26 protein-coding genes and 1 riboswitch are annotated in these 24,767 nt (G+C 71.5%); of the genes, 14 read left to right on the forward strand and 12 right to left on the reverse strand.

All coding sequences use genetic code 11. The annotated features are described in order from the left end of the window. The first annotated feature begins 170 nt into the window (after positions 1-170). Positions 171-1,106 (forward strand): anti-sigma factor RsbA family regulatory protein, encoded by a 936-nt coding sequence (locus AC2AXK_RS01320; RefSeq protein ID WP_484343528.1) that lies wholly within the window; start codon positions 171-173, stop codon positions 1,104-1,106. 85 nt (positions 1,107-1,191) lie between these two features. Here AC2AXK_RS01320 and AC2AXK_RS01325 read toward each other — a convergent pair whose 3' ends face one another. After that, positions 1,192-2,478, reverse strand: a complete 1,287-nt coding sequence (locus AC2AXK_RS01325; protein ID WP_484343529.1) for an adenylosuccinate synthase — start codon at positions 2,476-2,478, stop codon at positions 1,192-1,194. A 172-nt stretch (positions 2,479-2,650) separates the two neighbouring features. Next, positions 2,651-3,109 (reverse strand): DUF3151 domain-containing protein, encoded by a 459-nt coding sequence (locus AC2AXK_RS01330; RefSeq protein WP_484343530.1) that lies wholly within the window; start codon positions 3,107-3,109, stop codon positions 2,651-2,653. Positions 3,110-3,207: 98 nt separating this feature from the next. On the opposite strand from AC2AXK_RS01330, the gene AC2AXK_RS01335 reads away from it, so the two are divergent. After that, positions 3,208-3,573: an STAS domain-containing protein gene (locus AC2AXK_RS01335; protein ID WP_484343531.1), complete on the forward strand. Its 366-nt coding sequence runs from the start codon at positions 3,208-3,210 to the stop codon at positions 3,571-3,573. Positions 3,574-3,658: 85 nt separating this feature from the next. Here the strand turns inward: AC2AXK_RS01335 and AC2AXK_RS01340 are convergent, their stop codons facing one another. After that, on the reverse strand, positions 3,659-5,890 hold the full coding sequence (locus tag AC2AXK_RS01340; RefSeq protein ID WP_484343532.1) for a SpoIIE family protein phosphatase: 2,232 nt from the start codon (positions 5,888-5,890) through the stop codon (positions 3,659-3,661). A 149-nt stretch (positions 5,891-6,039) separates the two neighbouring features. On the opposite strand from AC2AXK_RS01340, the gene AC2AXK_RS01345 reads away from it, so the two are divergent. Continuing rightward, the gene (locus AC2AXK_RS01345; RefSeq protein WP_484343533.1) at positions 6,040-6,468 is read left to right on the forward strand and encodes an STAS domain-containing protein; all 429 of its coding nucleotides are present in this window, start codon (positions 6,040-6,042) and stop codon (positions 6,466-6,468) included. A 102-nt stretch (positions 6,469-6,570) separates the two neighbouring features. Here the strand turns inward: AC2AXK_RS01345 and fbaA are convergent, their stop codons facing one another. Further along, positions 6,571-7,593, reverse strand: coding sequence for a class II fructose-bisphosphate aldolase (gene fbaA, locus AC2AXK_RS01350; RefSeq protein WP_484343534.1), 1,023 nt, complete (start codon positions 7,591-7,593; stop codon positions 6,571-6,573). A gap of 205 nt (positions 7,594-7,798) precedes the next feature. On the opposite strand from fbaA, the gene AC2AXK_RS01355 reads away from it, so the two are divergent. Further along, a complete protein-coding gene (locus tag AC2AXK_RS01355; RefSeq protein ID WP_484343535.1) occupies positions 7,799-7,924 on the forward strand; it encodes a hypothetical protein in 126 nt (41 codons plus the stop codon). 113 nt (positions 7,925-8,037) lie between these two features. Next, positions 8,038-8,502 (forward strand): LppA family lipoprotein, encoded by a 465-nt coding sequence (locus AC2AXK_RS01360; protein ID WP_484343536.1) that lies wholly within the window; start codon positions 8,038-8,040, stop codon positions 8,500-8,502. A gap of 21 nt (positions 8,503-8,523) precedes the next feature. Here the strand turns inward: AC2AXK_RS01360 and AC2AXK_RS01365 are convergent, their stop codons facing one another. Then, the gene (locus AC2AXK_RS01365) at positions 8,524-9,186 is read right to left on the reverse strand and encodes a TrmH family RNA methyltransferase (RefSeq protein WP_484343537.1); all 663 of its coding nucleotides are present in this window, start codon (positions 9,184-9,186) and stop codon (positions 8,524-8,526) included. 66 nt (positions 9,187-9,252) lie between these two features. On the opposite strand from AC2AXK_RS01365, the gene AC2AXK_RS01370 reads away from it, so the two are divergent. The 3 genes from AC2AXK_RS01370 (at position 9,253) to AC2AXK_RS01380 (ending at position 11,687) form a co-directional block, all read left to right on the forward strand. After that, positions 9,253-10,113, forward strand: a complete 861-nt coding sequence (locus AC2AXK_RS01370) for a hypothetical protein (RefSeq protein WP_484343538.1) — start codon at positions 9,253-9,255, stop codon at positions 10,111-10,113. A gap of 78 nt (positions 10,114-10,191) precedes the next feature. Continuing rightward, positions 10,192-10,914, forward strand: coding sequence for a DedA family protein (locus AC2AXK_RS01375; RefSeq protein WP_484343539.1), 723 nt, complete (start codon positions 10,192-10,194; stop codon positions 10,912-10,914). Positions 10,915-10,946: 32 nt separating this feature from the next. After that, entirely contained in the window at positions 10,947-11,687 is a 741-nt protein-coding gene (locus tag AC2AXK_RS01380; RefSeq protein WP_484344233.1) for an HAD-IIA family hydrolase, read from the forward strand. Between the two features lie 84 nt (positions 11,688-11,771). Here AC2AXK_RS01380 and AC2AXK_RS01385 read toward each other — a convergent pair whose 3' ends face one another. The 5 genes from AC2AXK_RS01385 to AC2AXK_RS01405 all read right to left on the reverse strand — a co-directional run bounded on the left by AC2AXK_RS01385 (position 11,772) and on the right by AC2AXK_RS01405 (position 15,171). Beyond that, positions 11,772-12,683 (reverse strand): hypothetical protein, encoded by a 912-nt coding sequence (locus AC2AXK_RS01385; protein WP_484343540.1) that lies wholly within the window; start codon positions 12,681-12,683, stop codon positions 11,772-11,774. 83 nt (positions 12,684-12,766) lie between these two features. Beyond that, entirely contained in the window at positions 12,767-13,072 is a 306-nt protein-coding gene (locus AC2AXK_RS01390) for a hypothetical protein (protein WP_484343541.1), read from the reverse strand. A gap of 138 nt (positions 13,073-13,210) precedes the next feature. Further along, the gene (locus AC2AXK_RS01395; protein WP_484343542.1) at positions 13,211-13,774 is read right to left on the reverse strand and encodes a hypothetical protein; all 564 of its coding nucleotides are present in this window, start codon (positions 13,772-13,774) and stop codon (positions 13,211-13,213) included. A gap of 5 nt (positions 13,775-13,779) precedes the next feature. After that, positions 13,780-14,370, reverse strand: a complete 591-nt coding sequence (gene pyrE / locus AC2AXK_RS01400) for an orotate phosphoribosyltransferase (RefSeq protein ID WP_484343543.1) — start codon at positions 14,368-14,370, stop codon at positions 13,780-13,782. A 9-nt stretch (positions 14,371-14,379) separates the two neighbouring features. Next, positions 14,380-15,171: an SDR family NAD(P)-dependent oxidoreductase gene (locus AC2AXK_RS01405; RefSeq protein ID WP_484343544.1), complete on the reverse strand. Its 792-nt coding sequence runs from the start codon at positions 15,169-15,171 to the stop codon at positions 14,380-14,382. Positions 15,172-15,233: 62 nt separating this feature from the next. On the opposite strand from AC2AXK_RS01405, the gene bla reads away from it, so the two are divergent. From bla to AC2AXK_RS01425, 4 genes are all read left to right on the forward strand, one after another. Further along, the gene (bla, locus tag AC2AXK_RS01410) at positions 15,234-16,208 is read left to right on the forward strand and encodes a class A beta-lactamase (RefSeq protein ID WP_484343545.1); all 975 of its coding nucleotides are present in this window, start codon (positions 15,234-15,236) and stop codon (positions 16,206-16,208) included. A gap of 26 nt (positions 16,209-16,234) precedes the next feature. Continuing rightward, positions 16,235-17,029 (forward strand): exodeoxyribonuclease III, encoded by a 795-nt coding sequence (locus AC2AXK_RS01415; protein WP_484343546.1) that lies wholly within the window; start codon positions 16,235-16,237, stop codon positions 17,027-17,029. Positions 17,030-17,074: 45 nt separating this feature from the next. Beyond that, on the forward strand, positions 17,075-17,884 hold the full coding sequence (locus AC2AXK_RS01420; RefSeq protein ID WP_484343547.1) for a DUF4190 domain-containing protein: 810 nt from the start codon (positions 17,075-17,077) through the stop codon (positions 17,882-17,884). Between the two features lie 385 nt (positions 17,885-18,269). Then, positions 18,270-18,722, forward strand: a complete 453-nt coding sequence (locus tag AC2AXK_RS01425) for a septum formation family protein (RefSeq protein ID WP_484343548.1) — start codon at positions 18,270-18,272, stop codon at positions 18,720-18,722. 18 nt (positions 18,723-18,740) lie between these two features. On the opposite strand, the gene thiC is transcribed toward AC2AXK_RS01425, so the two are convergent. Further along, the gene (gene thiC, locus AC2AXK_RS01430) at positions 18,741-20,441 is read right to left on the reverse strand and encodes a phosphomethylpyrimidine synthase ThiC (RefSeq protein WP_484343549.1); all 1,701 of its coding nucleotides are present in this window, start codon (positions 20,439-20,441) and stop codon (positions 18,741-18,743) included. Further along, positions 20,433-20,542: riboswitch (TPP riboswitch) on the reverse strand. It overlaps the preceding gene by 9 nt. A 112-nt stretch (positions 20,543-20,654) precedes the next feature. Between thiC and AC2AXK_RS01435 the strand changes: the two genes are divergently transcribed. Beyond that, positions 20,655-21,314, forward strand: coding sequence for a maleylpyruvate isomerase family mycothiol-dependent enzyme (locus AC2AXK_RS01435; RefSeq protein WP_484343550.1), 660 nt, complete (start codon positions 20,655-20,657; stop codon positions 21,312-21,314). Between the two features lie 2 nt (positions 21,315-21,316). Further along, positions 21,317-21,955 (forward strand): maleylpyruvate isomerase family mycothiol-dependent enzyme, encoded by a 639-nt coding sequence (locus AC2AXK_RS01440; RefSeq protein WP_484343551.1) that lies wholly within the window; start codon positions 21,317-21,319, stop codon positions 21,953-21,955. Between the two features lie 43 nt (positions 21,956-21,998). On the opposite strand, the gene clpB is transcribed toward AC2AXK_RS01440, so the two are convergent. Beyond that, positions 21,999-24,668: an ATP-dependent chaperone ClpB gene (gene clpB, locus AC2AXK_RS01445; protein WP_484343552.1), complete on the reverse strand. Its 2,670-nt coding sequence runs from the start codon at positions 24,666-24,668 to the stop codon at positions 21,999-22,001. Positions 24,669-24,767: the final 99 nt, after the last annotated feature.

The following is a 24,767-nucleotide window of genomic DNA, read 5'->3' on the forward strand; positions in this document are numbered from 1 at the left end:
GATGTCTCCGCACGATCGGCGCCGCTCACCCGACGGGATGAGCCGCTACGCGGTATTCTCGGGGCGGTTGGCCGCCCGCTCCACCGGCGGTCGATGCGTCAGAAGGGGGCGCTGGCCACAGGAGCGACCCGAGGAGCGAGATGAGTCAAGCAACGGCTCAGACTGAAGACGTGACCGAGCCTGCTGAGCAGGCGCGCTATACGCACGAGGTGTTCGTGTGGCGCGGCGAGGAAGCATTCCTCGACCGGACCGTCCCGTTCGTCACGGAGGCCGTCGCCGCGGGCGAGCCCATCATGGTGGCAGTGTGCCGTGCCAACGAGCAGAACCTCCGGCAGGCGCTCGGCGCCGCCGCCGACGACGTGACGTTCGTCGAGATCGAGAGCCTCGGACGCAACCCCGCCCGGATCATCCCCGCGTGGCTCGCGTTCATCGAGCAGCACCGGGCGTCAGGAGCCGCGCTGCGCGGCATCGTCCAGCCGGTGTGGGCCGGGCGCCGCGAGGAAGAGCTCGACGAGTGCCTCATCCACGAGGCCATGCTCGACCTCGTCGTGCCGCGAGACGCGCGGATGTCGCTGCTCTGCCCGTACGACGCCGGCGTCCTCGACCCGACGGTCCTCGACGAAGCTCGACGCATCCACCCCGCCCCCGGGAGCACTGCCGGGGCGAGCCACCCGGAGCCCGACGTCCACGTCCGAGCGCTGTACAGCCGGCCCCTGCCCGAGCCGCGCGGCGCCGTGGAGGAGGTCGAGGTGGCGCACGGCCGCCTGGCCACCGTCCGCAGGATCGTCGCCCGGCACGCCAAGGCTGCCGGTCTGGAGAAGAACGAGATCGACGACCTGCGGCTCGCCGTCACGGAGGTCGCCGCCAACAGCGTCGACCACGGTGGTGGTGGCGGACGCTTGCGCGCGTGGCAGGAGCGCGGCGCGCTCATCTTCGAGGTGCGGGACTCCGGGACCCTCGACGACGTGCTCGTCGGCCGGGTCGCCCCGACGCTCGAGCAGCCCCGCGGCCGGGGGCTGTGGATCGTCAACCAGCTCTGCGACCTCATGCAGATCCGGACGACCCCCGAGGGTGTCGTCGTCCGTGTCATCACCTGGCTGACCTGACGCTCCCGCGCACCGCACGGGACCTCGGCGGCAACGACGACGGGCGGCGACCAGGAGGTCGCCGCCCGTCGTCTGCTCGCGCTCGTCAGTCGATGAGGTCGAACCGCTGGATCGTCGCCACGCGGTCCGGGCCCACGCCGATCGACGAGATCCGGGTGCCGGACATCTCCTCGAGGGCGAGCACGTAGCGCTGCGCGTTGATGGGCAGGTCCTCGAACGTCCGGGCGCCCGTGATGTCCTCGGTCCAGCCGTCGAGCTCCTCGTAGATCGGCTTCGCGTGGTGGAACGCGCTCTGGTCGCTCGGCATCTCGTCGTGGCGCACACCGTCGACGTCGTACGCGACGCACACCGGGATCTTCTCGACGCCGGTGAGCACGTCGAGCTTCGTGAGGACGAGGTCGGTGAGCCCGTTGACACGGCTCGCATAGCGGGCGATGACGGCGTCGTACCACCCGCAGCGGCGGGGACGGCCGGTGGTCACACCGAACTCGTGGCCCGTGGCACGCAGGAACTCGCCCGACTCGTCGAACAGCTCCGTGGGGAACGGACCCTCACCGACGCGCGTCGTGTACGCCTTGATGACGCCCACCACGCGGTCGATGCGCGTCGGGCCGATGCCCGACCCCGTGCACACCCCGCCCGCGGTCGCGTTGGAGGACGTGACGAACGGGTAGGTGCCGTGGTCGACGTCGAGCATCGTCGCCTGGCCACCCTCGAAGAGGACGGTCTTGCCCGCGTCCAGGGCGGTGTTGAGCACGAGGGACGTGTCGGCGACCATCGGCCGCAGCCGCTCGGCGTACTGGAGCAGCTCGTCGACCGTCTCGTCGACCGTGATGGCACGTCGGTTGTAGACCTTGACCAGGAGGTGGTTCTTCTGGTCGAGCGCACCCTCGATCTTGGCGCGCAGGATCTTCTCGTCGAAGAGGTCGTGGACGCGCACGCCGACGCGGTTGATCTTGTCCGCGTACGTCGGGCCGATGCCCCGGCCGGTGGTACCGATGCGCCGCTTGCCGAGGAACCGCTCCGTCACCTTGTCGAGCGTCCGGTTGTACGACGCGATGACGTGCGCGCTGCCGGAGACGAGCAGCCGTGAGACGTCCACGCCGCGAGCGATGAGCGCGTCCAGCTCCTGGTAGAGCACCTCGATGTCGACGACGACGCCGTTACCGATGACGGGCGTGACCCCCGGCGAGAGGATCCCGGAGGGCAGGAGGTGCAGCGCGTACTTCTCGCCACCCACGACGACCGTGTGCCCGGCGTTGTTCCCGCCGTTGAACTTCACGACGTAGTCGACGCGCGAGCCGAGCTGGTCGGTCGCCTTGCCCTTGCCTTCGTCGCCCCACTGGGCCCCGACGACTACGACGGCTGGCATGGTTCCCCGCTTTCGAGCTGCCTGGTGATGGGCTCCGGCACACGCGTGGTCGCGCGGGCAGTCAGGTCATCCGGGCGGCAGTCACCCCGATTCCGCGACGAGTTTACCGTCTATTGGCATTTGGTCACGGAGCGGGTGGCCCGGCGACGGGGCTGGCCTGCGCGCCACCACCTCACCGCAGCGCGGCGACCTCCTCCGGGGACGTGCCGGCGTCGCGCAGGAACGTCGCGCACCGCTCGGCCTCGTCCACCTCTCCGATGAGAGCAGCGGCCTCGCCCAGCGCAGCCAGCGCCCGCAGGAATCCCTGGTTGGGCTCGTGGGAGACGGGCACGGGCCCGTGCCCGCGCCAGCCCGAGCGGCGCAGGTGGTCGAGCCCGCGGTGGTAACCCGTGCGGGCGAACGCGTACGCCGTGACGTCGTCGCCGCGGTCGAGGGCACTCTCCGCGAGCAGCGCCCACACGTACGACGACGCAGGCAGGTCACGGGCGACGTCGCCGACGGCGCGGCCTGACGCGATCTCGGCGCGGGCGGCCACGTCCGGGTGGTCAGCGGCGAGCAGGGTGGGTTCCGGGCCCTGCATGAGGTTCGTCGGGGGGCGCGTGGCGGGCGTCGTGCTCGGCTCGTTGGTCATGGCTCCATCCTCCCCCACCCCACCGGGCAGACCCACTTCGCCCGCCGCGCCGAGCCCAGCGAGGTGCAGCACCGCACCACGATGGTTAGAGTCAGAGGATGATCGAGATCGCGACATCGCCAGCGACGACGACACTCGTGATCGCCGGCGATCTCGATCTCGCCGAACGCGAGCAGTTTCCCGAGATCGCAGCACGGGTGGTGGGCCTGCGGCGCCAGCTGCTCGTCATCGACATGTGCCGGGTGACGTTCATGGACTCCACGGGGGCGGCGTTCCTCATCTCGTTGGCCGACTCCGGCCGCAAGCGTGGCGGTGCGACCGTCCTGCGCGGGTGCGACGATCGTGACCTGTTCGTCCTCGAGGTGTGCGGCGCCCTCGAGCTGTTCCGTATCGACCCGGATCACCAGTGCAACCCGGCGACGCCGGCGAGCGGCATCCAGCTCGCCCCGGCGCCCGAGGCCTGACGGCCACCTGCTCCGGGCAGGTGCGAGGGCCTGGCACCCACCGGATCCGTGCGCGTCCGACGTCTGCCAGATCCACCTGCTCCGGTCAGTGCCCCCCGGCCCCGGCCGGTCGGACCCGCGCCCAGACGATCTTGCCGGTGCCGCTCGAGCGCCATCCCCACTCGGCGAGACGCTCGACGATCTGCATGCCGTAGCCGCCCAGGCGGTTCGCGTGCCCGTCCGTGGTGACGGGCGGGGACGGGTTGGAGTCCTCGACCTCGATGCGCAGGCCCTCGCCCGTGTCGAACAGGCGTAGTGCGATGTGTCCCCAGCCGTGCAGGACGCCGTTGGCCACGAGCTCGGAGACGACGAGCTCGGCATTGGCGACGTCCCGCAGCTCCCACGCCTGGCAGGTGCGCAGGACGGCGTGGCGGGCGCGGCCGATCGACGCCGCCTCGCCCGGCAGCAGCCAGCGCCGCGACCGTGGGCTCATCCCGGCCGACCCACCGCGCGCCCCCGGGTCGGGGACCCGCACGACGACGACGGCGACGTCGTCCTCGGGCGCGTCGGCCAGCCGGGCGAGGAGCTCCTCGCCGATCCCCGCAGCGTCCGTCGCCTGCACACGGGCCGCAGCGTGGAGGAGCGTCTCGAGCCCTTCCCGCATGGAACGGTCCCGACGCTCGATGAGGCCGTCGGTGTAGAAGACCAGCGTGTCGCCGGGCCGCAGCCGCGCCGAGTCCGTGACCCGTGAGCGAGAGCCGAACCCGATGAGGGCCCCCGCACCACCGAGGAGCTGGGACACGTCCCCGTCCCGCACGAGCAGGGGCGGGAGGTGGCCCGCCCTCGAGTAGTCGAGGGTCCACAGCGTCCCGTCGTCGCCGGGCGTGGTCCGCAGCGTCGCGTAGACGAGGCTCGCGGACCGGGGGATCCGCATCCCCACGACGAGCTGGTCGACCCGCTCGAGCACCGTTCCCGGCGTCGTGAGCTCGAACGCATACGACCGCACGACCGAGCGCAGCTGGCCCATCGTCGCGGCCGCCTCGATGTCGTGACCCACGACGTCACCGATGACGAGGCCCGCCACGCCGTCGTCGATCTGCAGGACGTCGTACCAGTCGCCGCCGACCTGGGCGTGCTCGGACGTCGGCGCGTAGTACGTCCACACGTCGAGCCCCGGCAGATCCGCCTGCTCCGGCAGCATCGCGCGCTGGAGCGTCTCGGCGAGCTGGTGCTCGCGTGCGTAGAGGCGGACGTTGTCGATCGCCATGCCGACGCGACGCGCGACGACGTGCAGCAGCGTGGTCGTCGCGCTCTCCATCTGCGCCACGACCCGGAGCGCACCCCGGTCGCCCGAGTCGGGGTCGGCCGGAGGTGTCGTCACGAGGACCCCGAGCACCCTGCGCCGGCCGGGGACGGGATGAACGACGACGACCGGGACGCTCGTCGGGTCCGTCACGTCGAGACGAGCCCGCATCTCCTCCGCCAGCGTGCGCGCCGCACTCCGCGCCGGATAGTCCGACCGGAGCGGGAAGCCGATCGGACCCGCCGTGTGGCCGTCGAGCATCTCCGTCAACGGGTCGATGAAGGTGGTGGCGTTCTCCGGGGCCCCGGCGCTGCCGCCCGGGACACGCGCGTCACCGAGCGCGTCCACCTCGCCGTCGCCCGCGCGGGCACGGTGCACCACGCGGGGCTGACCGGTCCGCACCTGGATCCCCTCGGCGAACCGGAGGCCGGCCCCGTCATCGAGGAAGAACCCCGCCCATCCCGTGACGCTGCGCTGCAGGTGCGCCGCGATGTCGCGGAGCACGTACGGGTAGTCGAGATCGGTGAGGAGGTCCGAGACGAGCGAGATGAGGTCGAGGGTGCTCCGGGCGAGCCGCTCCACGGCGATCGAGTGCTCCTGCTCGTCACGCTCACGGACCTGCTGGGTGACGTCGACGACCATGCACACCCAGTACGTCGGCTCGTCGTCCTCCGCGGGCACGACGGCGACCGAGTACTCGCACCAGATCTCGTCGCCGTCCGCCCGTACGTTCCGCATGCGCCATGTGACCGGCGCGTCCCCTCCGAGCCGGGCACGCAGGGCGGAGTAGTCGAACTCCTCGCCCCCCGGTGCCTGCAGCTCCTCGAGAGAGCGACCGAGGAAGTGGTCCTCGGGGTGGCCGGTGACCCGGGCGAAAGCGGGATTGGCCCAGACGACGAGGGGGGTGTCCGAGGAGGCGTCGAGCACGAGGCTCGCCACCCCGGCTGCGTCGAGCGCGCGGCACCGGAGATCGCCGTCAGCCGCCGCGAGGGCGGTAGCGCTGACGGTGCTCGCCTCCGGCGTCGACGGGGTCACCTCGCTCCTCCGGTTCGTGCGGCGACATGGCAGGGACTACCCTCACTGCAGTGCCGTCCGACGGACCGCACTGCTCCGAGGTCACACAGGGCTACTAGTAAACTCCCTCTGGACCACGACACAATGGTCTTCTGCCGAAGGGAGTACTCGTGGGTGACGCTAACACTCCAGCCGATGGGGGGCCTGTCGACCCGTCGCACCAGAGCGACGATGAGCACACCGCCACGACCGCGACGGACTCCAGCGAACCTGGCACCGTCCACGTCATCGTCGGATCCACGACCGCACGGGTGCTGCTGTCGGGCGAGATCGACGCCGATCTCGTCGCCGACCTGCAGCAAGCGACGCGCGACGTCGAAGAAGCCGGCCTCCCCGTCGAGATCGACGCCCACCACGTGACGTTCATGGACTCCACGGGCGTCGCGTTCCTCGCCCGCCTCACGGCGATCAGCGAGCACCGCGTCCGGGTCCTGCGGGCCCCGCCGACCGTGCGCTTCCTCCTCGAGGTCACCTCCATCGGCGACCTGCTCGACATCGTCGACGATGCCGCGTCCGAGCACGAGGTACGAACGGTCTGACCGCCGCTCGACGAACGCTACGCACGACGAACCCACGAAGGGCCCCGGTGGAATCCACCGGGGCCCTTCGCGTGCGTCCGGGCCGGAGCCCGGACACGAGGATCAGCCGAGCTTGTGGCCGGCCGAACGCAGCTGCTGCGCAGCCTCGACGATGCGCTGAGCCATGCCGGCCTCAGCAGCCTTGCCCCAGGCGCGCGGGTCGTAGGCCTTCTTGTTCCCGACCTCGCCGTCGACCTTGAGGACGCCGTCGTAGTTGGTGAACATGTGGCCGACGACGGGACGCGTGTACGCGTACTGCGTGTCCGTGTCGATGTTCATCTTGATGACGCCGTTGTCGACCGCCTCGGCGATCTCCGCCGCCGTGGAGCCGGAGCCGCCGTGGAAGACGAGGTCGAACGGGTTCTCCTTGCCGATGACGGAGCCGACGCCCTCCTGGATCTCCTTGAGCAGCGACGGGCGGAGCTTGACGGCACCGGGCTTGTAGACGCCGTGCACGTTGCCGAAGGTCAGGGCGGTGAGGTAGCGGCCCTTCTCCCCGGAACCGAGCGCGCGGACGGTCGCGAGGCCGTCCTCGACCGTGGTGTAGAGCTTCTCGTTGATCTCGGCCTCGTGGCCGTCCTCCTCACCGCCGACGACGCCCACCTCGATCTCGAGGATCGTGCGAGCAGCGTTCGAGAGCTCGAGGAGCTCCTCGGCGATGATGAGGTTCTCCTCGAGCGGCACGGACGAGCCGTCCCACATGTGCGACTGGAAGGTGGGGAGCTTGCCTGCCTTGACCTGCTCCGCCTCGAGGGCGAGGAGCGGGCGGACCCAGGAGTCGAGGTTCTGCTTGGCGCAGTGGTCCGTGTGGATCGCGACGGTGATGGAGTAGTTCTTCGCCACCTCGGTCGCGTAGGCGGCGAGCGCGAGCGAACCCGCGATGCGGTCCTTGATCGTCGAGCCGGACGCGTACTCGGCGCCGCCGACCGAGACCTGGATGATGCCGTCGCTCTCGGCCTCAGCGAAGCCCTGGAGGGCCGCGGTGATGGTCGAGGAGGAGGTGATGTTCACGGCGGGGTAGGCGAACTTGCCCGCCCGTGCCCGGTCGATCATCTCGGTGTAGACCTCGGGGGTGGCGATAGCCATCGAATAGCTCCTGTACGAGAGGGGTCAGTGGGACTGTCGGGTCAAGTTTGTCACGGATCCGCAGGCCCGGTGCTGGGCCGTTCGACCTGTGACACCAGTGGGCGGGGACTTCTGTCCATCGACCTTCCCGGCCCACGCCGATACGGTCTGCCCGGACCGGGAAAGTGCGGGCCGAACGCCCATCTCGGACAGGAAGGCCCGGCGGATGAGCGGCACGACGGTCGACACGGAGGTGCTGAGCATCGGGTACCTCGACCCCGGCTCGACGAGCCATCACCCCATGGCGGCCGTGGTCGTCGGCAGCGCCGACCGGCTCGTGGGTGCGCCGTGACGACCACGATGACTGCATCTGGTCCGTCTCCCGCACGGCCTGGAGGTCGCCTGGTCAGCGCTCGCCTGGTCAGCGCTCGCCTTGCCAGCACCGTCGCTGTCCTCGCAGCCGTCATGACCGGTTGCTCGCCCACCCCGCAGGAGAACAGCACCATGACCGGACGCCCGTCGATGGAGACTGCCCTCGCGCGGTACGAGGAGATGCGCGAGACGGCGATCGCCCGCCTCGACGCAGAGCTCGGCGGCCGCGGATGGGCGGTTGCCGAGAACAGCCTCGACAATCTCCGGTCGGCGTGCGACGACAGCCGTCTCCCTGACGGCGAGACCGTCCACCTGACGCTCATGAGTTTCACGGGCACGTACGGAGAGGATCAGGAGCGATCGACCGAGATCGTCGAGGAGGTCGCGTCCGAGTTCGGCTTCTCGACGCGCACCACGATCGATCGCCCGGGCGAACGTGAGATCTTCGGTGAGGACTCCCTCGGCGGGTCCTACACGTTCGGTATGGCGACGAACACGACGTTCGCTGTCACCACCGGGTGTCACGTGTGGGACTCCGCCCCGGGTGGGGCCACGTAGCTCGTCCGGAGCGAGCGAGGACTACGTGATCCGGGCGTGCTGCTGCACCCAGGCGTGCATCGCGATCGCCGCGGCCGCGCCCGCGTTGATCGACCGGGTGGAGCCGAACTGGGTGATGTGCAGGATGTCGAGGCTGGCCTCCCGTGCCTCCTGTGTCAGCCCCGTGCTCTCCTGCCCGAACAGCAGGGCGCACGTGCGGGGCAGCGCGTACCCCTCGAGCGGCACCGAGCCCGGCACGTTGTCGATCCCGATGACCGGCACGCCCGCGTCCTGCGCCCAGGTGAGGAAGTCCGCGACGTCCGGGTGGTGCCGGACGTGCTGGTAGCGGTCGGTGACCATCGCGCCCCGGCGGTTCCACCGACGCCGGCCGACGATGTGCACCTCCTGCGCCGCGAACGCGTTCGCCGTCCGCACGACTGACCCGATGTTGAGGTCGTGACCCCAGTTCTCGATCGCGACGTGGAACGGGTGCCGACGCGTGTCGAGGTCCGCGACGATCGCCTCCATCGACCAGTACCGGTAGGGGTCGACGACGTTCCGCCGGTCCCCACCGGCAAGGAGCTCGACGTCGTACCGCGGGTCCGGCTCGCCGCTGGGGAGACGGGGCCACGCGTCGGGGCCGCCGGGCCACGGGCCCACGCCGACCTCGGGCGACGCGTCGGCGGTCGGGTCCTCAGATGTCATGGCGTCATTCTCCCGGCCCGGGCGGGGAGAGGCACCGCACAGCCGTGCACGCACTAGGTTTGCGTCATGGCACTCTTCGGTTTTCTCAGCGGCGGGAAGCCCTCGGCCGACATGGACGCGGCCCAGGCACGCGCGGACACGGTGCGCGCGATGTTCCCCCCGGGGGCCGACGTGTCGGTGGAGGCTCCCGACCGGCAGACACCCCTCACCTACTCGGTCGAGGTGGTCGGCGACCGTTCGCACACCTCCGAACGCCTCGCGGCGATCGTGCCGGTCCTGGCCACGGGCGAGGAGAAGTGGGTCCTCGACCTCGGGGTCAAGGACACGGCGGACGAGGGCACGACCTACTCCTTCATCGTGCTCTCGTCGGCACGCGTCGCGGTGCTCGACCAGGTCCTGCGGGCCCACGAGCACCTGTACGCGCGGCTCCCGGAGCGGACGATCATCCTCGACACGGTCGATTGCCACTACACGATCAGCGACGTGCCTCGCCACGCCGCCGTGTCGGCCGCGCGCACCGCCGGCGAGTGGTGGCGGACCGTCCTCGCGAGCGGCTCCGTCCTCGCGACGGAGTCGACCCTCTCGGTCGACGTCGGTGGCGACGGCATCGTCGCCGACATCTCGTACTCCATCGAGAACGAGCGGGAGTACGACCGTGCGACCTCTCGCGTGCTCAAGGAGAATGCCGGAGCGTGGAACGAGCGCGTCATCGACGCCTGGATGAACAACCTCGGCAACCTCGAGGCCCTCGCCACGCTCCCCGTCCCCGCCCACCACAGCGCCGACATCACGTTCACGGAGAACAAGCTCAAGCCCCGTCTGAGCGTCACGCACCACGAGACGCTCGACGAGGACGAGCGGGCGGCGGAGGAGCTCGTCGCGGCGATCCGCGCCAAGGACCCGGGGTCCAAGATCAGGGTCGGATGACGCCTGGCGTCCTGGACCGGCTTCGGCCTACCTCGGACGACAACATGACCATCCAGGCCGTCCACGTACCCTGGCCCTGTGACTACCGCTGAGATCCTCGCTGCCTCCGGACACGTCGTCGCCCTGGGACCCGAGTGGATGAACGCCGACTCGCTCATCGCGTCGTTCGGCACGTACGCACTCATCGGCATCGCCCTGGTGGTGTTCATCGAGACCGGGCTGCTCTTCCCGTTCCTGCCCGGGGACTCCCTGCTGTTCACCGCCGGCATGCTCGTCGCGCGCGACGACCTCGACTTCCCGCTGTGGCTGCTGTGCGTCCTGCTCTTCGTCGCAGCGTTCGCCGGGGACCAGGTGGGCTACTTCATCGGCCACAAGGTCGGACCCAAGATCTTCCGGCGCCCCGACTCGCGCTTCTTCAAGCAGGAGTACATCGACCAGACGAACGCGTTCTTCGACAAGTACGGCGGTCGCGCCATCATCCTCGCGCGGTTCGTGCCGTTCGTGCGCACGTACGCACCGGTCGCGGCCGGCGTCGGACGCATGCCGTACAAGCGGTTCGTCAGCTACAACGTCATCGGTGCGCTCCTGTGGGGGGTGGGCGTCACGCTGCTGGGGTACTTCCTCGGTCAGATCGACTTCGTGCACGACAACATCGAGTACATCCTCATCCTCATCGTGCTCATCTCCGTCCTCCCGGTGATCGTCGAGGTCCTCCGGGGCTGGTCCCTGCGGCGCAAGGCCGTCGCGGCCGTCGTCCCGGCCTCGGACCCCGGCAACATCGTCTCCAAGGAGAACCCGTGACCCACCGCGTCATCGAGTCCTGGCTGACCGACATGGACGGGGTCCTCGTCCACGAGGGCCGCGCCATCCCCGGGGCCGCTGAGTTCATCCGGACCCTGCGCGAGAAGGAACGCCCGTTCCTCATCCTCACGAACAACTCGATCTTCACGGCGCGCGACCTCCGGGCGCGTCTCGCCGCGACAGGCATCGATGTGCCGGAGGGGTCCATCTGGACGTCGGCGCTCGCCACGGCCCAGTTCCTCTCCGACCAGATCCCCGGTGGGAGCGCGTACGCGATCGGCGAGGCCGGCCTGACGACCGCGCTGTACGAGGAGGGTTACACGCTCACCGAGTCGAGCCCCGACTACGTCGTCCTCGGCGAGACGCGCACCTACTCGTTCGAGGCGATCACGAAGGCCGTGCGGCTCATCCTCGGCGGCTCGAAGTTCATCTGCACGAACCCCGACCCGACAGGGCCGAGCACGGAGGGGCCGCTGCCGGCGACCGGTGCGGTGGCCGCGATGATCACCCGGGCCACGGGACGCGAGCCGTACTTCGTCGGCAAGCCCAACCCCATGATGTTCCGCTCGGCGCTCAACCGCATCGACGCCCACTCTGAGTCGACGGCGATGGTCGGCGACCGCATGGACACCGACGTCGTCGCCGGGATCGAGGCGGGGCTGCACACGTTCCTCGTGCTCACCGGGTCCACCCGCGTCAAGGACGTCGACACGTACCCGTTCCGCCCGAGCACCGTCGTCGACTCGATCGCGGACCTCGTCGAACGCATCTGAGCGGGCGCGGGACTGACCCGCGTCCGTTGCCCGGCCGGCGCGCGCCTCTGACCGTAGCGCCCGCCGGCTCTCCCCCGTGGTCGGCTACCCGAACGCGACGACGACGATGGCGACCGCGACGATGATGAGCGCAGCGACCGCCAGACCGATCAGCATCGGGTGCCGCTCCACCCGGGACGTCGACCCGGGGTGGTACGCCTCGAGCGTCTTGGGCGTGAGGAGCTCGTCGTGGATCCGCGGGGTGACGCCGAACGAGTACGCGAGCCTCTCGAGGTCCTCCGGACTCCACATCGACGAGGCGAGCCGCAGGAGCTTGCGTCCGCCGCGGTCGCGCACGAGGAGGGTGAGCACCAGCCGGCGGTCCTGGGCGGTCGCCTGGAAGGGTGCCAGGACGGTCTCGCCGACGTCGCTGCGAGCGAAGCGGCGGGTGCCGAACAGGTGCCGGTGCACGACGTTCGCGACGTCGATGCGCACCTCGGTCCGCCGCATGTGCAGGAAGATCCCACCCAGGACGATGACGGTGACCACGACGCCCACGATCGCTGCGACGATCCCGTGGCGGAGGTACAGGAAGACGAGCAGGAACACGGCCGCGATGGGACCAGAGCCGATGAACTTGCGGTACTGGTCGAGCGACGGCTTGACGACGGCCTGTCCGGCGAAAGGCGCCGGCGGCACGGAGGGCCCGTCGTGTCCCGAGGGCGACCCGTAGCCGCTCGGCGGAGCGATGCCCGGCACGGGAGCTCCGGAGGGCACGGGCGCTGCCGCGGGCATGCCGTACGCCGGCGCTGCGGACGAGGTCTTGCCAGGAACCCCGCCTGGCGCGCCGTAGCCGTAGCTCGGGGCCGTCGGGGCTGGCTCGCCGTAACCCGTCGGGGCTGGCTGGTCGGGTCCGGGAACCTGCCCGAACGCCGGTGCTGCCGGCCCGGGACCCGTCCTGGGACCAGACGTCGGCCGGGCCGGGACCTGCTGCGAGGGATCCATTCCGTAGCTCATGGCCGGGAAGCCTAGCGGAGCGTCGGGGTCATGCCATGGGGAGGACTCCCCGGGTCCGGGCCCGAGCGCCCACGAGGGTGGCGTCAGGCGCCGAGGCTGACCCCGGCGAGGACAGCTGCGGAGAACGCGGCGCCGATGATTCCCGTCGTCCAGGACAGTGGGACGGTGGACCGCAGGAGGGACCGGGACGGGCCGCTCCCGCGCAGCGCGGAGACCGTCGTTGCCGCAGTCCCCCGGCCTGGAACCGTGGCCCGCACCGCGGCGGCGGCGTCGAAGTACTGAGCCGCCAGCTCGTGGCGGGACGCGGCGCTGACGGTCCGGCAGGCACGGACGCCACGTCCGGTGCGCGAACGGGTGGCGGTCAGGCGAGGGGCGGACGTCAGGCTCATGAGGCGCACCCTACGGACCGGGTGAAATTGTGACGATGGGGAGAAGTACCCACGCTCCGGTGCGTCGCGCCGCGGCCGGGACGGGCGACCCGTACGATCCGTGCGCTGCACGCAACGGACCGCACCGTCCCCCTGCAGTCACAGGTGCGGGCGCCCGGGCCCACCTGCCCCGACGGCGCCGGCGAGGAGCCGCGTCGCGACCTCGATGCCGTCCCCCGTCGGGTCCCCGGGCCGGACGCTGAGGACAGCACCGTCGACGAAGCGGAGCCCGTCCGCTGTCGCGTCGTCGCGGTCCCAGCCTCGGGCGCCCTGCGATCCGCTCCCCGCACCCTCGGGGACGAGCCTCCCCGCACTCTCGGGGACGAGCATCGCGACGACGTGCCACCGATGGTTGCGTGAGGACGGGCCACGGCCCGTCATGTAGGTGTACCCGAACGACACCAGCTGGCGCCCGCCGACGGCACCGGTCATCACGTGCCGCACCCTGCGGGAGGTTCCGACGGCGAACGGCGGCCCGGCCCACCGGTCCATGAGCGTCGGATCGGTCCCGTGGTACGTCCAGCCGTGCCCGGCGGCCCACTCGCGCAGGACCGCGCCGCGCCGTCGTTCCCGCCAACCGCGGCCGCCGAGGACGACGAGCGCCAGGACGATCGCGGCGACCCACCACCAGGTCAGGACGTCGCCGGAGACGGACTCCCGCACGGCGGTCAGGCCAGGCCGAGGTCAGCGAGGCCGAACAGGGACAGGTACGGCACGCCGAGCGCCTCGATCTTCTCGCGGGCGCCGGTGTCGCGGTCGACGATCGTCGCGCAGCCCGCGACCGTCGCGCCGGCCGCACGCGCGGCCTCGATGGCCGCGATCGGCGACCCACCGGTCGTCGTCGTGTCCTCGACGACGACGACGCGCCGTCCCGCGACGTCGGGACCTTCGATCTGGCGCTGCATGCCGTGGGCCTTCGCGGCCTTGCGCACGACGAACGCGTCGAGATCCTGGCCGCGGCTGGCCGCGGCGTGCAGCAGGGCGGTCGCGATGGGGTCCGCTCCGAGAGTGAGACCACCGACGGCGTCGATCTCGGCGGTCCCGAGCCCGGCTTCTTCGAGGGCGTCGAGCAGGAGGTGGCCGATGAGGGGGGCCGCTCGGTGGTGGAGCGTCACACGGCGCAGGTCGACGTAGTAGTCGGCCTCCTTGCCGGAGGACAGCGTCACCTTGCCGTGCACGACGGCGAGCTCGGCGATGAGGTCACGGAGCTGCTCGCGCGGCGTGCGGGACAGGGTCGAGGAGTCTGGGTTCGTGGTCACGCACCCAGGCTAGTTGCCCGGTGCGTCGCCGCGCGTGCCCCTGCTGCCGTCCACGACCGTCTGCGCCGCGCGCACGGCGCTGCGTGGCAGGACGCGCAGCAGCCCGGCGGCCGCGCGGTAGCGCAGGCTCGGGGTGGAGATGACGGTGCCGCGACGCACGTCCGCGAGCGCGGCGGTCACGACGGCGGGTGCGTTGAGCCACGCGATCTCCGGGGTCCGCGTGGTGTCCATGCCCGCGCGCTCGTGGAACTCGGTGTGCACGAGGCCCGGGCACAGGGCGGTCGCCGTGACGCCGGTGCCGCGGAGCTCGACGGCCAGCCCTTCGGTGAAGACACGCACCCAGGCCTTGTGCGCGGAGTACGTCCCGGACGCGGTGAGCGCCGCGATCGAGGAGACGTTGAGGATCGCTCCGCGTTCCCGCGGGACCATCTGTCCCGCTGCCGCGTGGGCGAGGACCATGACGGAACGGACCATGACGTCGAGGGAGGCGATCTGCTTGTCGATGTCACCTCCGACGAACGGCTCGTGGACGCTGTACCCGGCGTTGTTGACGAGGAGGCTCACCGGGTCCGTCGTCGAACGCAGACGCTCGGCGACCTTCTCCGTCTGCTCGGCGTCGGCGAGGTCCGCCGGGAGGACCTCGACCCGGACCCCGGCGGCGGCCGTGAGCTGCCGGGCGAGTCGCTCGAGGCGTTCGACGTCCCGTGCCACGAGGACGAGGTCGTGGTGCGCCGTCGCGAGCTGCCACGCGAACTCGAGGCCGAGTCCGGCGCTCGCGCCGGTGATGAGTGCCGTTGCCATGTGGACGAGGGTACCGACACGCGCTGGACGGCCGGCGGAGGTCCGCCGCTAGCCTGGTCGGCATGTCCAGGTCCCCGTCCCTGCGCGCCGTCGTCGTCGTGGCCACCGCGACGTGGTTGTCCGCACTGACCGGGTGCGGTGCGGGGACCGCGACGCCGCCGCAGGTCCCCGCACCCATGAGCCCGACGCCGACGACGGCCGAACCGGAGCCCGGCACGCCGAGCCCCGGACCCGTTTCCGCCGACCCGCAGCTCGCCTCCCTCGAGAGCGAGACGGGGACCCGGCTCGGCGTCTGGGCCCTCGACACAGGCACGGGCCGGGAGCTCGCCTACCGCGCCGACGAACGGTTCGCTCACGCATCCACCCTCAAGGTGCTGGCTGCCGGGGAGGTCCTCGCACGCAGCACACCGGCGGACCTCAGCACCGTGCGGACGTTCTCCGCGGACGACCTCGTCGCCCACTCCCCGGTCACCAGCGGCCGGGTGGCGACCGGCATGTCGTTGCGCGAGGTCGTGGACGCCGCGCTGATCCACAGCGACAACACGGCCGCGAACCTCCTGCTGGCCGAGATCGGCGGGCCCGCGGGCCTGCAGTCAGCGCTCCGTGCGGCTGGGGACGACGTCACCCAGGTGGACCGCTGGGAGCCGGACCTCAACGCGACGGTGCCGGGCGACACCCGGGACACGAGCACTCCGCGCGCGCTCGGTACCGGCCTGCAGCGGCTCGCACTCACCGACGTGCTGGCCGAGGAGTCGCTCAGCGTCCTGCTCGACGGGATGCTCGCCAGCGGGACCGGGACGGATCTCGTACGGGCCGGAGCACCAGCGGGGTGGACGGTCGCAGACCGGTCCGGGGCCGCCGCCTACGGCACCCGCAACGACGTCGCCCTCCTCTGGCCGCCCGACGCCGAGCCGATCGTCCTCGTCGTCCTCTCGGACCGGTCCGAGCCCGACGCGGTGCACGACGACGCCGTGCTCGCACGCGCGACGACCCTCACCCTCGAGGCCCTGGTCGCCGAGCACCCCGGCGGGTCCTAGTGCGCGCTCCCCGCTAGCCTGTGGGCATGCGCCTCACCACGTGGAACATCAACTCGATCCGTGCTCGCGCCGACCGTGCCGTCGCCTTCCTGGAGCGCAGCGGCACCGACGTGCTGGCCCTGCAGGAGACCAAGTGCAAGGACGCCCAGTTCCCGTTCGAGGTGTTCGAGGCCGCGGGGTACGAGGTCGCACACTTCGGGCTGAGCCAGTGGAACGGCGTCGCACTCATCTCCCGCGTGGGGCTCGAGGACGTGGAGCTCGGGTTCCCGGACCAGCCGCACTTCGGTGAGGAGCCGCACCTCGAGGCGCGCGCCATCGGTGCGACGTGCGGCGGCGTGCGCGTGTGGAGCCTGTACGTGCCGCACGGGCGCGCGCTCGACAACCCGCACTACGAGTACAAGCTCGAGTGGTTGCGGACGCTGCGGGAGGACGCCCGCGGCTGGGTGGCCCAGGACCCTGCCGCGAAGATCGCGCTCGTCGGCGACTGGAACGTCGCGCCCCGGGACACGGACGTGTGGGACCTCGCCGTGTTCGAGGGCGCGACGCACGTGAGCCAGCCGGAGCGTGACGCGTTCGCAGCCTTCGAGGGCATCGGCTTCACCGAGGTGACCCGCGAGTTCGTCCCCGAGGACCGCAAGTACACCTACTGGGACTACCAGCAGCTGCGGTTCCCGAAGAACCAGGGCATGCGGATCGACTTCGCCTACACCTCCCCCGGGCTCACACCTGCCGTGACCGGCGTCGAGATCGACCGCAACGAGCGCAAGGGCAAGGGCGCCTCCGACCACGTCCCCGTCATCGTCGACGTCGCGACGGACTGATCGTCCGACCGTGCTTCCCCGTCGCCCGGCACCCGGGGAACGCCCATGACGTCGCTCGGGCCGGGCCGCTCCCCCTACGCAGCGCCGACGTACGGGCCCGCGGAGGGAACGCCCTCGCCCGTGCCGTCGTCGGCACCGGGCGGCACGCGGCGTCGCGGTGACGGCGCGCGGCGTCCTGCCGACGGGGCACTGCGCCCCGCCGGCCGGAACGGCCTCGCGGTCGCCGCGATCGCCGTCCCGTTCACGGCACTGGGACTCGCCGCCCTCCTCGGCGTCGTGTTCGGGATCGCCGGCCTCGGGCAGATCAGACGCGCTCGGGGCCGGGGCGATCGGCAGCGGGGTCGTGGTCTCGCGGTCGCCGGGATCGTCGTGGGCGCGACCGTCACCGCGCTCTGGGTGGCGGGCATCTGGTTCGTCGTCGACGCGGTCCGGTTCGGTGACCGCAGCGAGCTCTACTCCGACCCTGCTCGCGTCGACGCGCCGACGGAGATCTATCTGTGGGACGTCACCCCCGGCCACTGCCTCGACGCGTCGCTCGCACTTGGCAGCCGAGTCACCGTGACGCCCTGCGACGAGGCCCACACCACCGAGCTCCTGTCCCGCGTCCCGGTCCAGTCGGCACCGGGCGGCGGGTACCCCGGCCGCCCCGGGATGCAGCGCGAGGCCGCCGCCGCGTGCGAGAAGGAGCTGGCGGCCCTCCCACCCGCGTCGGCCACCCTGTTCCGGACGGTGCCGGTCGCCCCGACGTCCGGCCTGTGGGCCGACGGCGAGACGGAGGCGTGGTGCTTCGTCACGTCCAGGCACGGGCCCGTGACGGGGACGATCGCCGCGGACGACGTCGCTCTCGCACACTGATCACCCGCGGCCGCGCGATCGACGGCGCGGGGGACGGGCCCGCGGACGAGGACCAGCGACGATAGTCTTCTGAGAAGTCATCGCGTCCGCCCGGCGGACACGTCCCGAAGGCGGTCGATCACCCGTGACGTCAGTCCCTCCCCCGCCACCGCCGCCCGGGCAACCCACACCCGGCCCTCGGCGCGACGCGGTGCCACCGCCCCCGCCGCCATCGGGCACCGCCCCGCCCCCGCCCCCGCCGTCGTCGTCAGCGCCGTCGTCGTCAGCGCCGTCGTCGTCAGCGCCGTCGTCAGCGCCCGGGGCTGCGTACAGCGCTCCAGACGTACCTGCACCCGCCCCCGCGGCACCTCGCCGGGGACGTCGGACCCTCCTCGTGGCGGTGGGGGTGGCCGTGATCGTGCTCGTCGGTGTCGGCGCGTTCCTCCTCCTCGACCGCGGACCGAGCATCGAGCCGCTCGAGGCCGAGGTGACGGAGGAGGTGGAGGTGTCCTCCCAGCAGGTCGTCGTCGGGAACTGCTTCGACGCACCGCGCACGGGGCGCGCCGTGGACACGGTGACGGTCGTCCCGTGCGACGAGCAGCACCCGTCGCAGGCCGTCGCGGGAGTGACGTACGACGACGCCGACGACTACCCGGGGACGCGACCGCTGCGTGAGCAGCTCGCGGAGGTGTGCACCCAGGACGCCGTGAGCACAGGCACGTTCGACCCGGACGACCTCAGCTTCTCGTTGTGGTTCCCGAGCAAGGACTCGTGGGCCGACGGGGACCGGACCGGGCTGTGCGTCGTCACGACACCCGAGGGCACCACGATCGGCGAGAGCATGGCCGCGCAGCTGTGACGGGCGCCGGCCCCGGCGCTACGCCTGGGTGACCGGCAGGTAGACGCGGCCGCCGGCGTCCTCGAACTCTCTCGACTTCTCGGCCATGCCCACCTCGATGGCATCCACCGTGGTGAGTCCGTTCTTCTCGGCGTACTCGCGCACGTCCGCGGAGATCCGCATGGAGCAGAACTTCGGTCCGCACATCGAGCAGAAGTGCGCCGTCTTCGCGGGCTCGGCGGGGAGCGTCTCGTCGTGGAACGCCCGCGCGGTGTCCGGGTCGAGGGACAGGGCGAACTGGTCGTTCCAGCGGAACTCGAACCGGGCCCGGGACAACGCGTCGTCGCGCTCCTGCGCGCGCGGGTGCTGCTTGGCGAGGTCCGCGGAGTGCGCCGCGATCTTGTACGTGATGACCCCGGTCTTCACGTCGTCCCGGTCCGGCAGACCGAGGTGCTCCTTGGGCGTGACGTAGCAGAGCATCGCGGTGCCGGCCTGGGCGATGATCGCCGCGCCGATCGCCGAGGTGATGTGGTCGTAGGCGGGAGCGATGTCGGTGGCGAGGGGGCCGAGCGTGTAGAACGGCGCCTCCTCGCACAGCTCCTCCTCGAGCCGCACGTTCTCGACGATCTTGTGCATCGGCACGTGGCCGGGGCCCTCGATCATCACCTGCACGCCGTACGACTTCGCGACCCTCGTCAGCTCTCCGAGAGTGCGGAGCTCGGCGAACTGCGCGGCGTCGTTGGCGTCCGCGATGGAGCCGGGGCGCAGGCCGTCACCGAGGGAGAACGTCACGTCGTAGCGACGGAAGATCTCGCACAGCTCGGCGAACCGGGTGTAGAGGAACGACTCCTCGTGGTGCGCCAGGCACCACGCCGCCATGATCGCACCACCGCGGGAGACGATCCCGGTGACCCGGCGGGCGGTGAGCGGGATGTAGCGCAGCAGCACCCCGGCGTGCACGGTCATGTAGTCGACGCCCTGCTCGCACTGCTCGATCACCGTGTCCCGGTACACCTCCCACGTGAGCTTCGCGGGGTCGCCCTTGACCTTCTCCAGCGCCTGGTAGATCGGCACCGTGCCGACGGGGATCGGGGAGTTGCGCATGATCCACTCGCGCGTGGCGTGGATGTCCTTGCCCGTGGACAGGTCCATGAGGGTGTCCGCCCCCCACCGGGCTGCCCACACCATCTTCTCGACCTCCTCCTCGATGGAGGACGTCACCGCGGAGTTGCCGATGTTCGCGTTGATCTTCACGGCGAACGCCTTGCCGATGACCATCGGCTCGAGCTCGGGGTGGTTGCGGTTCGCGGGGATGACCGCGCGCCCGCGTGCCACCTCCGAGCGGACGAGCTCCGGGTCGACGCCCTCGCGGGCCGCGGCGATCCGCATCTCCGGCGTGAGGATCCCGGCACGGGCCCACGCGAGCTGGGTGCTCGCACCGTCGACCCGCTCGGGCCGCTCGGGCCGCTCGGGCCGCTCGGGCCGCTCCCAAGCGTCGCGCGTCGGGGCCAGACCCGCGACGACGTCGATCGCCGGGGCGTCCGGGGAGTCGTCCGTGTACGGGCCGGACGTGTCGTAGAGGTCGAGGTGCTCGCCGTTGCTGAGGTTGACCCGGCGGACGGGGAACGTCAGGCCCGGCGCGTCCGGGACGGGCAGGTACACCTTCGACGATCCCGCGATGGGACCGGTGGTGACGGTCCGGGTGGTGACAGGCGTGCGCGCAGCATCCATCGTGCTCATCGAGCTTCTCCCTACGCCGGCATGATCCGGACAGGTTCGAACGGTCGGCGGCGCTGAGCCGCCCTCTCAGCTCGCTGCTGCGAGCTCCCGTGCATGTGTGGTTGTCCGGACACCGTACCCCAAACCGGGCACCCGCTCAGGCAGTAGTCTCGACGATGACGACGCGCGCATCTCCGCGGCGAGCATCGTGGCCCACCACCGGCAGGAGCAGACATGCGTGGGACAGCAGCAGCCGTCTGGCAGACCGTCCGCGCCGAGCGCCGTCGCCTCGTCGCGGACCTCACCGGGCTCCGCGGCGAGCAGTGGCGCGCACCGTCGCTCTGCCCGGGCTGGGACGTGCACGACGTCGTCGCACACCTCGTGGACACCGCGCGCACCGGCCGCGTCTCGTTCGTCCGCGACCTCGTCGCCGCCCGCATGGACTTCGACCGCGCCAACGAGCGTGGCATCGCACGCCAGAGGCGGGCGGACCCCCGCGAGACGCTCCACGCCCTCGAGCAGGCTGCTGACCTCACCCGGACACCGCCGGTCAATATCGCGACACGGCTCGTCGAGGCGATCGTCCACGGCGAGGACGTGCGGCGACCGCTCGGCATCGTCGGGACGTACCCGCCCGACGACGTCGCGGCCGCGCTGGCGTACCAGCTGCGCACCCCCGTGTCGTTCGGGGGCGGAAAGGAACGAGCCGCCGGGCTGCAGCTCGTCGACGCACGCACCGGCGCCACCTGGGGGACGGGCGACGAGGTCCGCGGCGACCCGCTCGACCTCCTCATGGCCGTCTCGGGACGCCCCCTCGACCCCGACCTGCTGGTCGGCCCTGGCGCCCAGCACCTCACGGCCGCCCCAGGACCCACCCGACCCGGAGGAGAGTAGACATGGCCACGCGCGACGACGACCACCTCTGGACCCTGGTCCACGCCGAACGGGCCGCGCTGGCCGACGACCTCGCGAGCCTGGGTGACGATCAGTGGCGGCACAGCACCCTGTGCGGAGCGTGGGACGTCGAGGACGTCGTCGCCCACCTCGTCGCCGCCGCGAGCACCGGGACGTGGAGGTGGGTTCGCAGCATCGTCGGTGCGCGCTTCCGCGTCGAGGTGCACAACGACCGCCGGATGCGCGAGCACCGCGGGAGCACACCGGCCGAGACGCTCGCCCGGTTCCGCGCTGTCGTCCCGAGCACGACCGCGGCGACGAGCCACACCCCGGCCTACCTCGGCGAGGTCCTCGTGCACGCCCAGGACATCCGCCGCCCGCTGGGACTCTCCCCGACCCCGAGCATCGAGGCACTGACGCCCGTCGCAGAGTTCTACGCGCGGCGCGACTTCGCCGTGCCGAGCCGCACGCACACGGCCAGCCTCGAGCTGCGTGCCGACGACGGGCCGTTCCACGCCGGCTCCGGGCCCCTCGTCTCCGGTCCGACGCTCGCCCTCCTCATGACCATGGCCGGTCGGCCCGCCTACCTCGACGAGCTCACCGGCCCCGGAGTGCCCGAGATCCGCCGCCGCATCACCTGAACGTCAGGCGTCCAGTCCTGAGCTCGTCCGCACGGAGGTCCGGTCAGCGCACCGTGAGGACCAGGCCGCCGGACTGGGCCGAGCTGGGACCGGCCACCGCGTCGTCCGCGCCGTCGACGAGCACCTGCTCCGCGCCGACGTCGACCGGGTGGTCGACGACGACGGTCGCCCCGTCGCCCACCTCGCCCGAGAGCATGAGCCGGGCGAGCTGGTCGCCGATCTGCCGCTGCACGAGGCGACGCAGGGGCCGCGCCCCGTACGTCGGGTCGAACCCTTCGATGGCGAGCCACTCGCGCGCCGCCTGGGTGACGTCCAGGACGATGCGGCGCGACTCGAGGCGCTTCGCGAGCTCCGCCACCTGGAGGTCGACGATCCGTGCGAGGTCGTCGAGCCCGAGGGCGTCGAACATCACGATCTCGTCGAGGCGGTTGAGGAACTCCGGCTTGAACGCGTCGCGGACCGCCGCCATGACGGCCTCCCGGCGCGCGGCGTCGTCGAGCAGCGGGTCGACGAGGTACTGGGACCCGAGGTTGGAGGTGAGCACGAGGATGACGTTGCGGAAGTCGACCGTGCGCCCCTGGCCGTCGGTGAGCCGCCCGTCGTCGAGCACCTGCAGGAGGATGTCGAACACCTCGGGGTGCGCCTTCTCCACCTCGTCGAGGAGCACGACGGAGTACGGACGCCGCCGGACGGCCTCGGTGAGCTGACCGCCCTCCTCGTAGCCGACGTACCCGGGAGGCGCACCGACGAGCCGGGCGACGCTGTGCTTCTCGCTGTACTCCGACATGTCGATGCGGACCATCGCGCGCTCGTCGTCGAACAGGAAGTCGGCGAGCGACTTCGCCAGCTCGGTCTTGCCGACGCCGGTGGGACCGAGGAAGAGGAACGAGCCCGTGGGCCGGTTGGGGTCCGACACCCCGGCGCGGGCACGACGCACCGCGTCGGACACGGCCGCGACGGCGGCCTTCTGGCCGATGAGGCGCTGGCCGATGATCTCCTCCATCGACAGGAGCTTCTTGCTCTCGCCCTGGAGCAGGCGGCCCGCGGGGATGCCCGTCCAGGCCGAGACGACCTCGGCGATCTCGTCCGCGCCCACCTTGTCACCGACGAGGCGGGGCAGCGCGTCCTCGTCCGACTCGGCCTCCCGCTCGGCCTCCTCGGCTCCGGCCAGCTCCTTCTCGAGTGCCGGGAGCTCGCCGTACCGGATGCGCGACGCCGTCTCGAGGTCGCCCTCGCGCTCGGCGCGGTCCCGCTGGGACTCGAGCTCGTCCTTGCGCTTGCGCAGCTCGCCGACGCGGTTGAACCCGCCCTTCTCCGCCTGCCAGCGGGCGGTGAGGGCCGCGAGCTCCTCGCGTCGGTCGGCCAGGGTGGCGCGGAGCTCCGTGAGCCGCTGCTTCGAGGCGTCGTCCTCAGCCTTGGACAGCGCGAGCTCCTCCATCTCGAGGCGTGTCACGGCTCGCTGGAGGGTGTCGATCTCCGTCGGGGACGAGTCCATCTCCATGCGCAGCCGGGACGCGGCCTCGTCGACGAGGTCGATCGCCTTGTCGGGCAGCTGCCGGCCGCTGATGTACCGGTCGGAGAGCGTGGCCGCCGCGACGAGCGCGGCGTCGGAGATCGTCACCCGGTGGTGCGCCTCGTAACGTGAGTTCAGACCACGCAGGATGGCGATGGTGTCCTCGACCGACGGCTCACCGACGAACACCTGCTGGAACCGCCGCTCGAGGGCCGGGTCCTTCTCGATGCTCTCGCGGTACTCGTCGAGCGTCGTGGCGCCCACGAGGCGCAGCTCGCCCCGGGCGAGCATGGGCTTGAGCATGTTCCCGGCGTCGATGGACGAGTCCCCGCCACCGCCACCGGCGCCGACCACCGTGTGCAGCTCGTCGATGAAGGTGACGACCTCACCGTCGGACCCCTTGATCTCCTCGAGCACCGCCTTGAGGCGCTCCTCGAAGTCGCCCCGGTACTTGGCGCCCGCGAGCATCGCGGCGAGGTCGAGCGAGATGAGGCGCTTGCCCTTGAGGGAGTCCGGGACGTCGCCCGCGACGATGCGCTGGGCCAGCCCTTCGACGACTGCCGTCTTGCCGACGCCGGGCTCGCCGATGAGGACGGGGTTGTTCTTGGTGCGCCGCGAGAGCACCTGGACGACGCGCCGGATCTCGGCGTCCCGCCCGACGACGGGGTCGAGCCGACCTTCGCTCGCCGCTTGCGTGAGGTCGAGACCGTACTGCTCGAGCGCCTTGTACGTGCCCTCGGGGTTGGGTGAGGTGACGCGCTTGTTACCGCGCACCGCGGGGATCGCAGCAGCGAGGGCGTCCCGGGTGACCCCCGCACGACGCAGCAGGTCCGCGGTGGGGGACGGCGCCGCCGCGAGCCCGAGGAGCAGGTGCTCGGTGGAGAGGTACTCGTCGGTGAGGTCGGACGCCTCGGTGCGCGCGTGCTTGAGCACTGCGGTGAGGGCGGGCGAGACCGTCGGCTCCGCGACAGCGTTGCCGGTGACCGTCGGGAGGGCGACGAGGGCACGGCGGACGTCGGCGCCGATCGCCTGCGGGTCCGCACCGATCTCGCGCAGGAGACCGGGAGTGGTGCCCGTGGTCTGGGCGAGCAGGGCGGCGAGCAGGTGGACGGGCTCCACCTGCGGGTTGCCCGCGGCGGTGGCCGACTGGATCGCCTCCCCCAGCGCCTGCTGGGACAAGGTGGTCAGGTGAGCATCCATGGATCCTCCAGCTGGTCGTGCACGGTGTGGCTGAACTTGAGTCTAATTCACTCAACTTCGCCCTGCCAGGGATGACACACCCGACCAGCCCTCCCCCTC

The sequence above is a fragment of the Sanguibacter sp. Z6_81 genome (assembly GCF_057180625.1).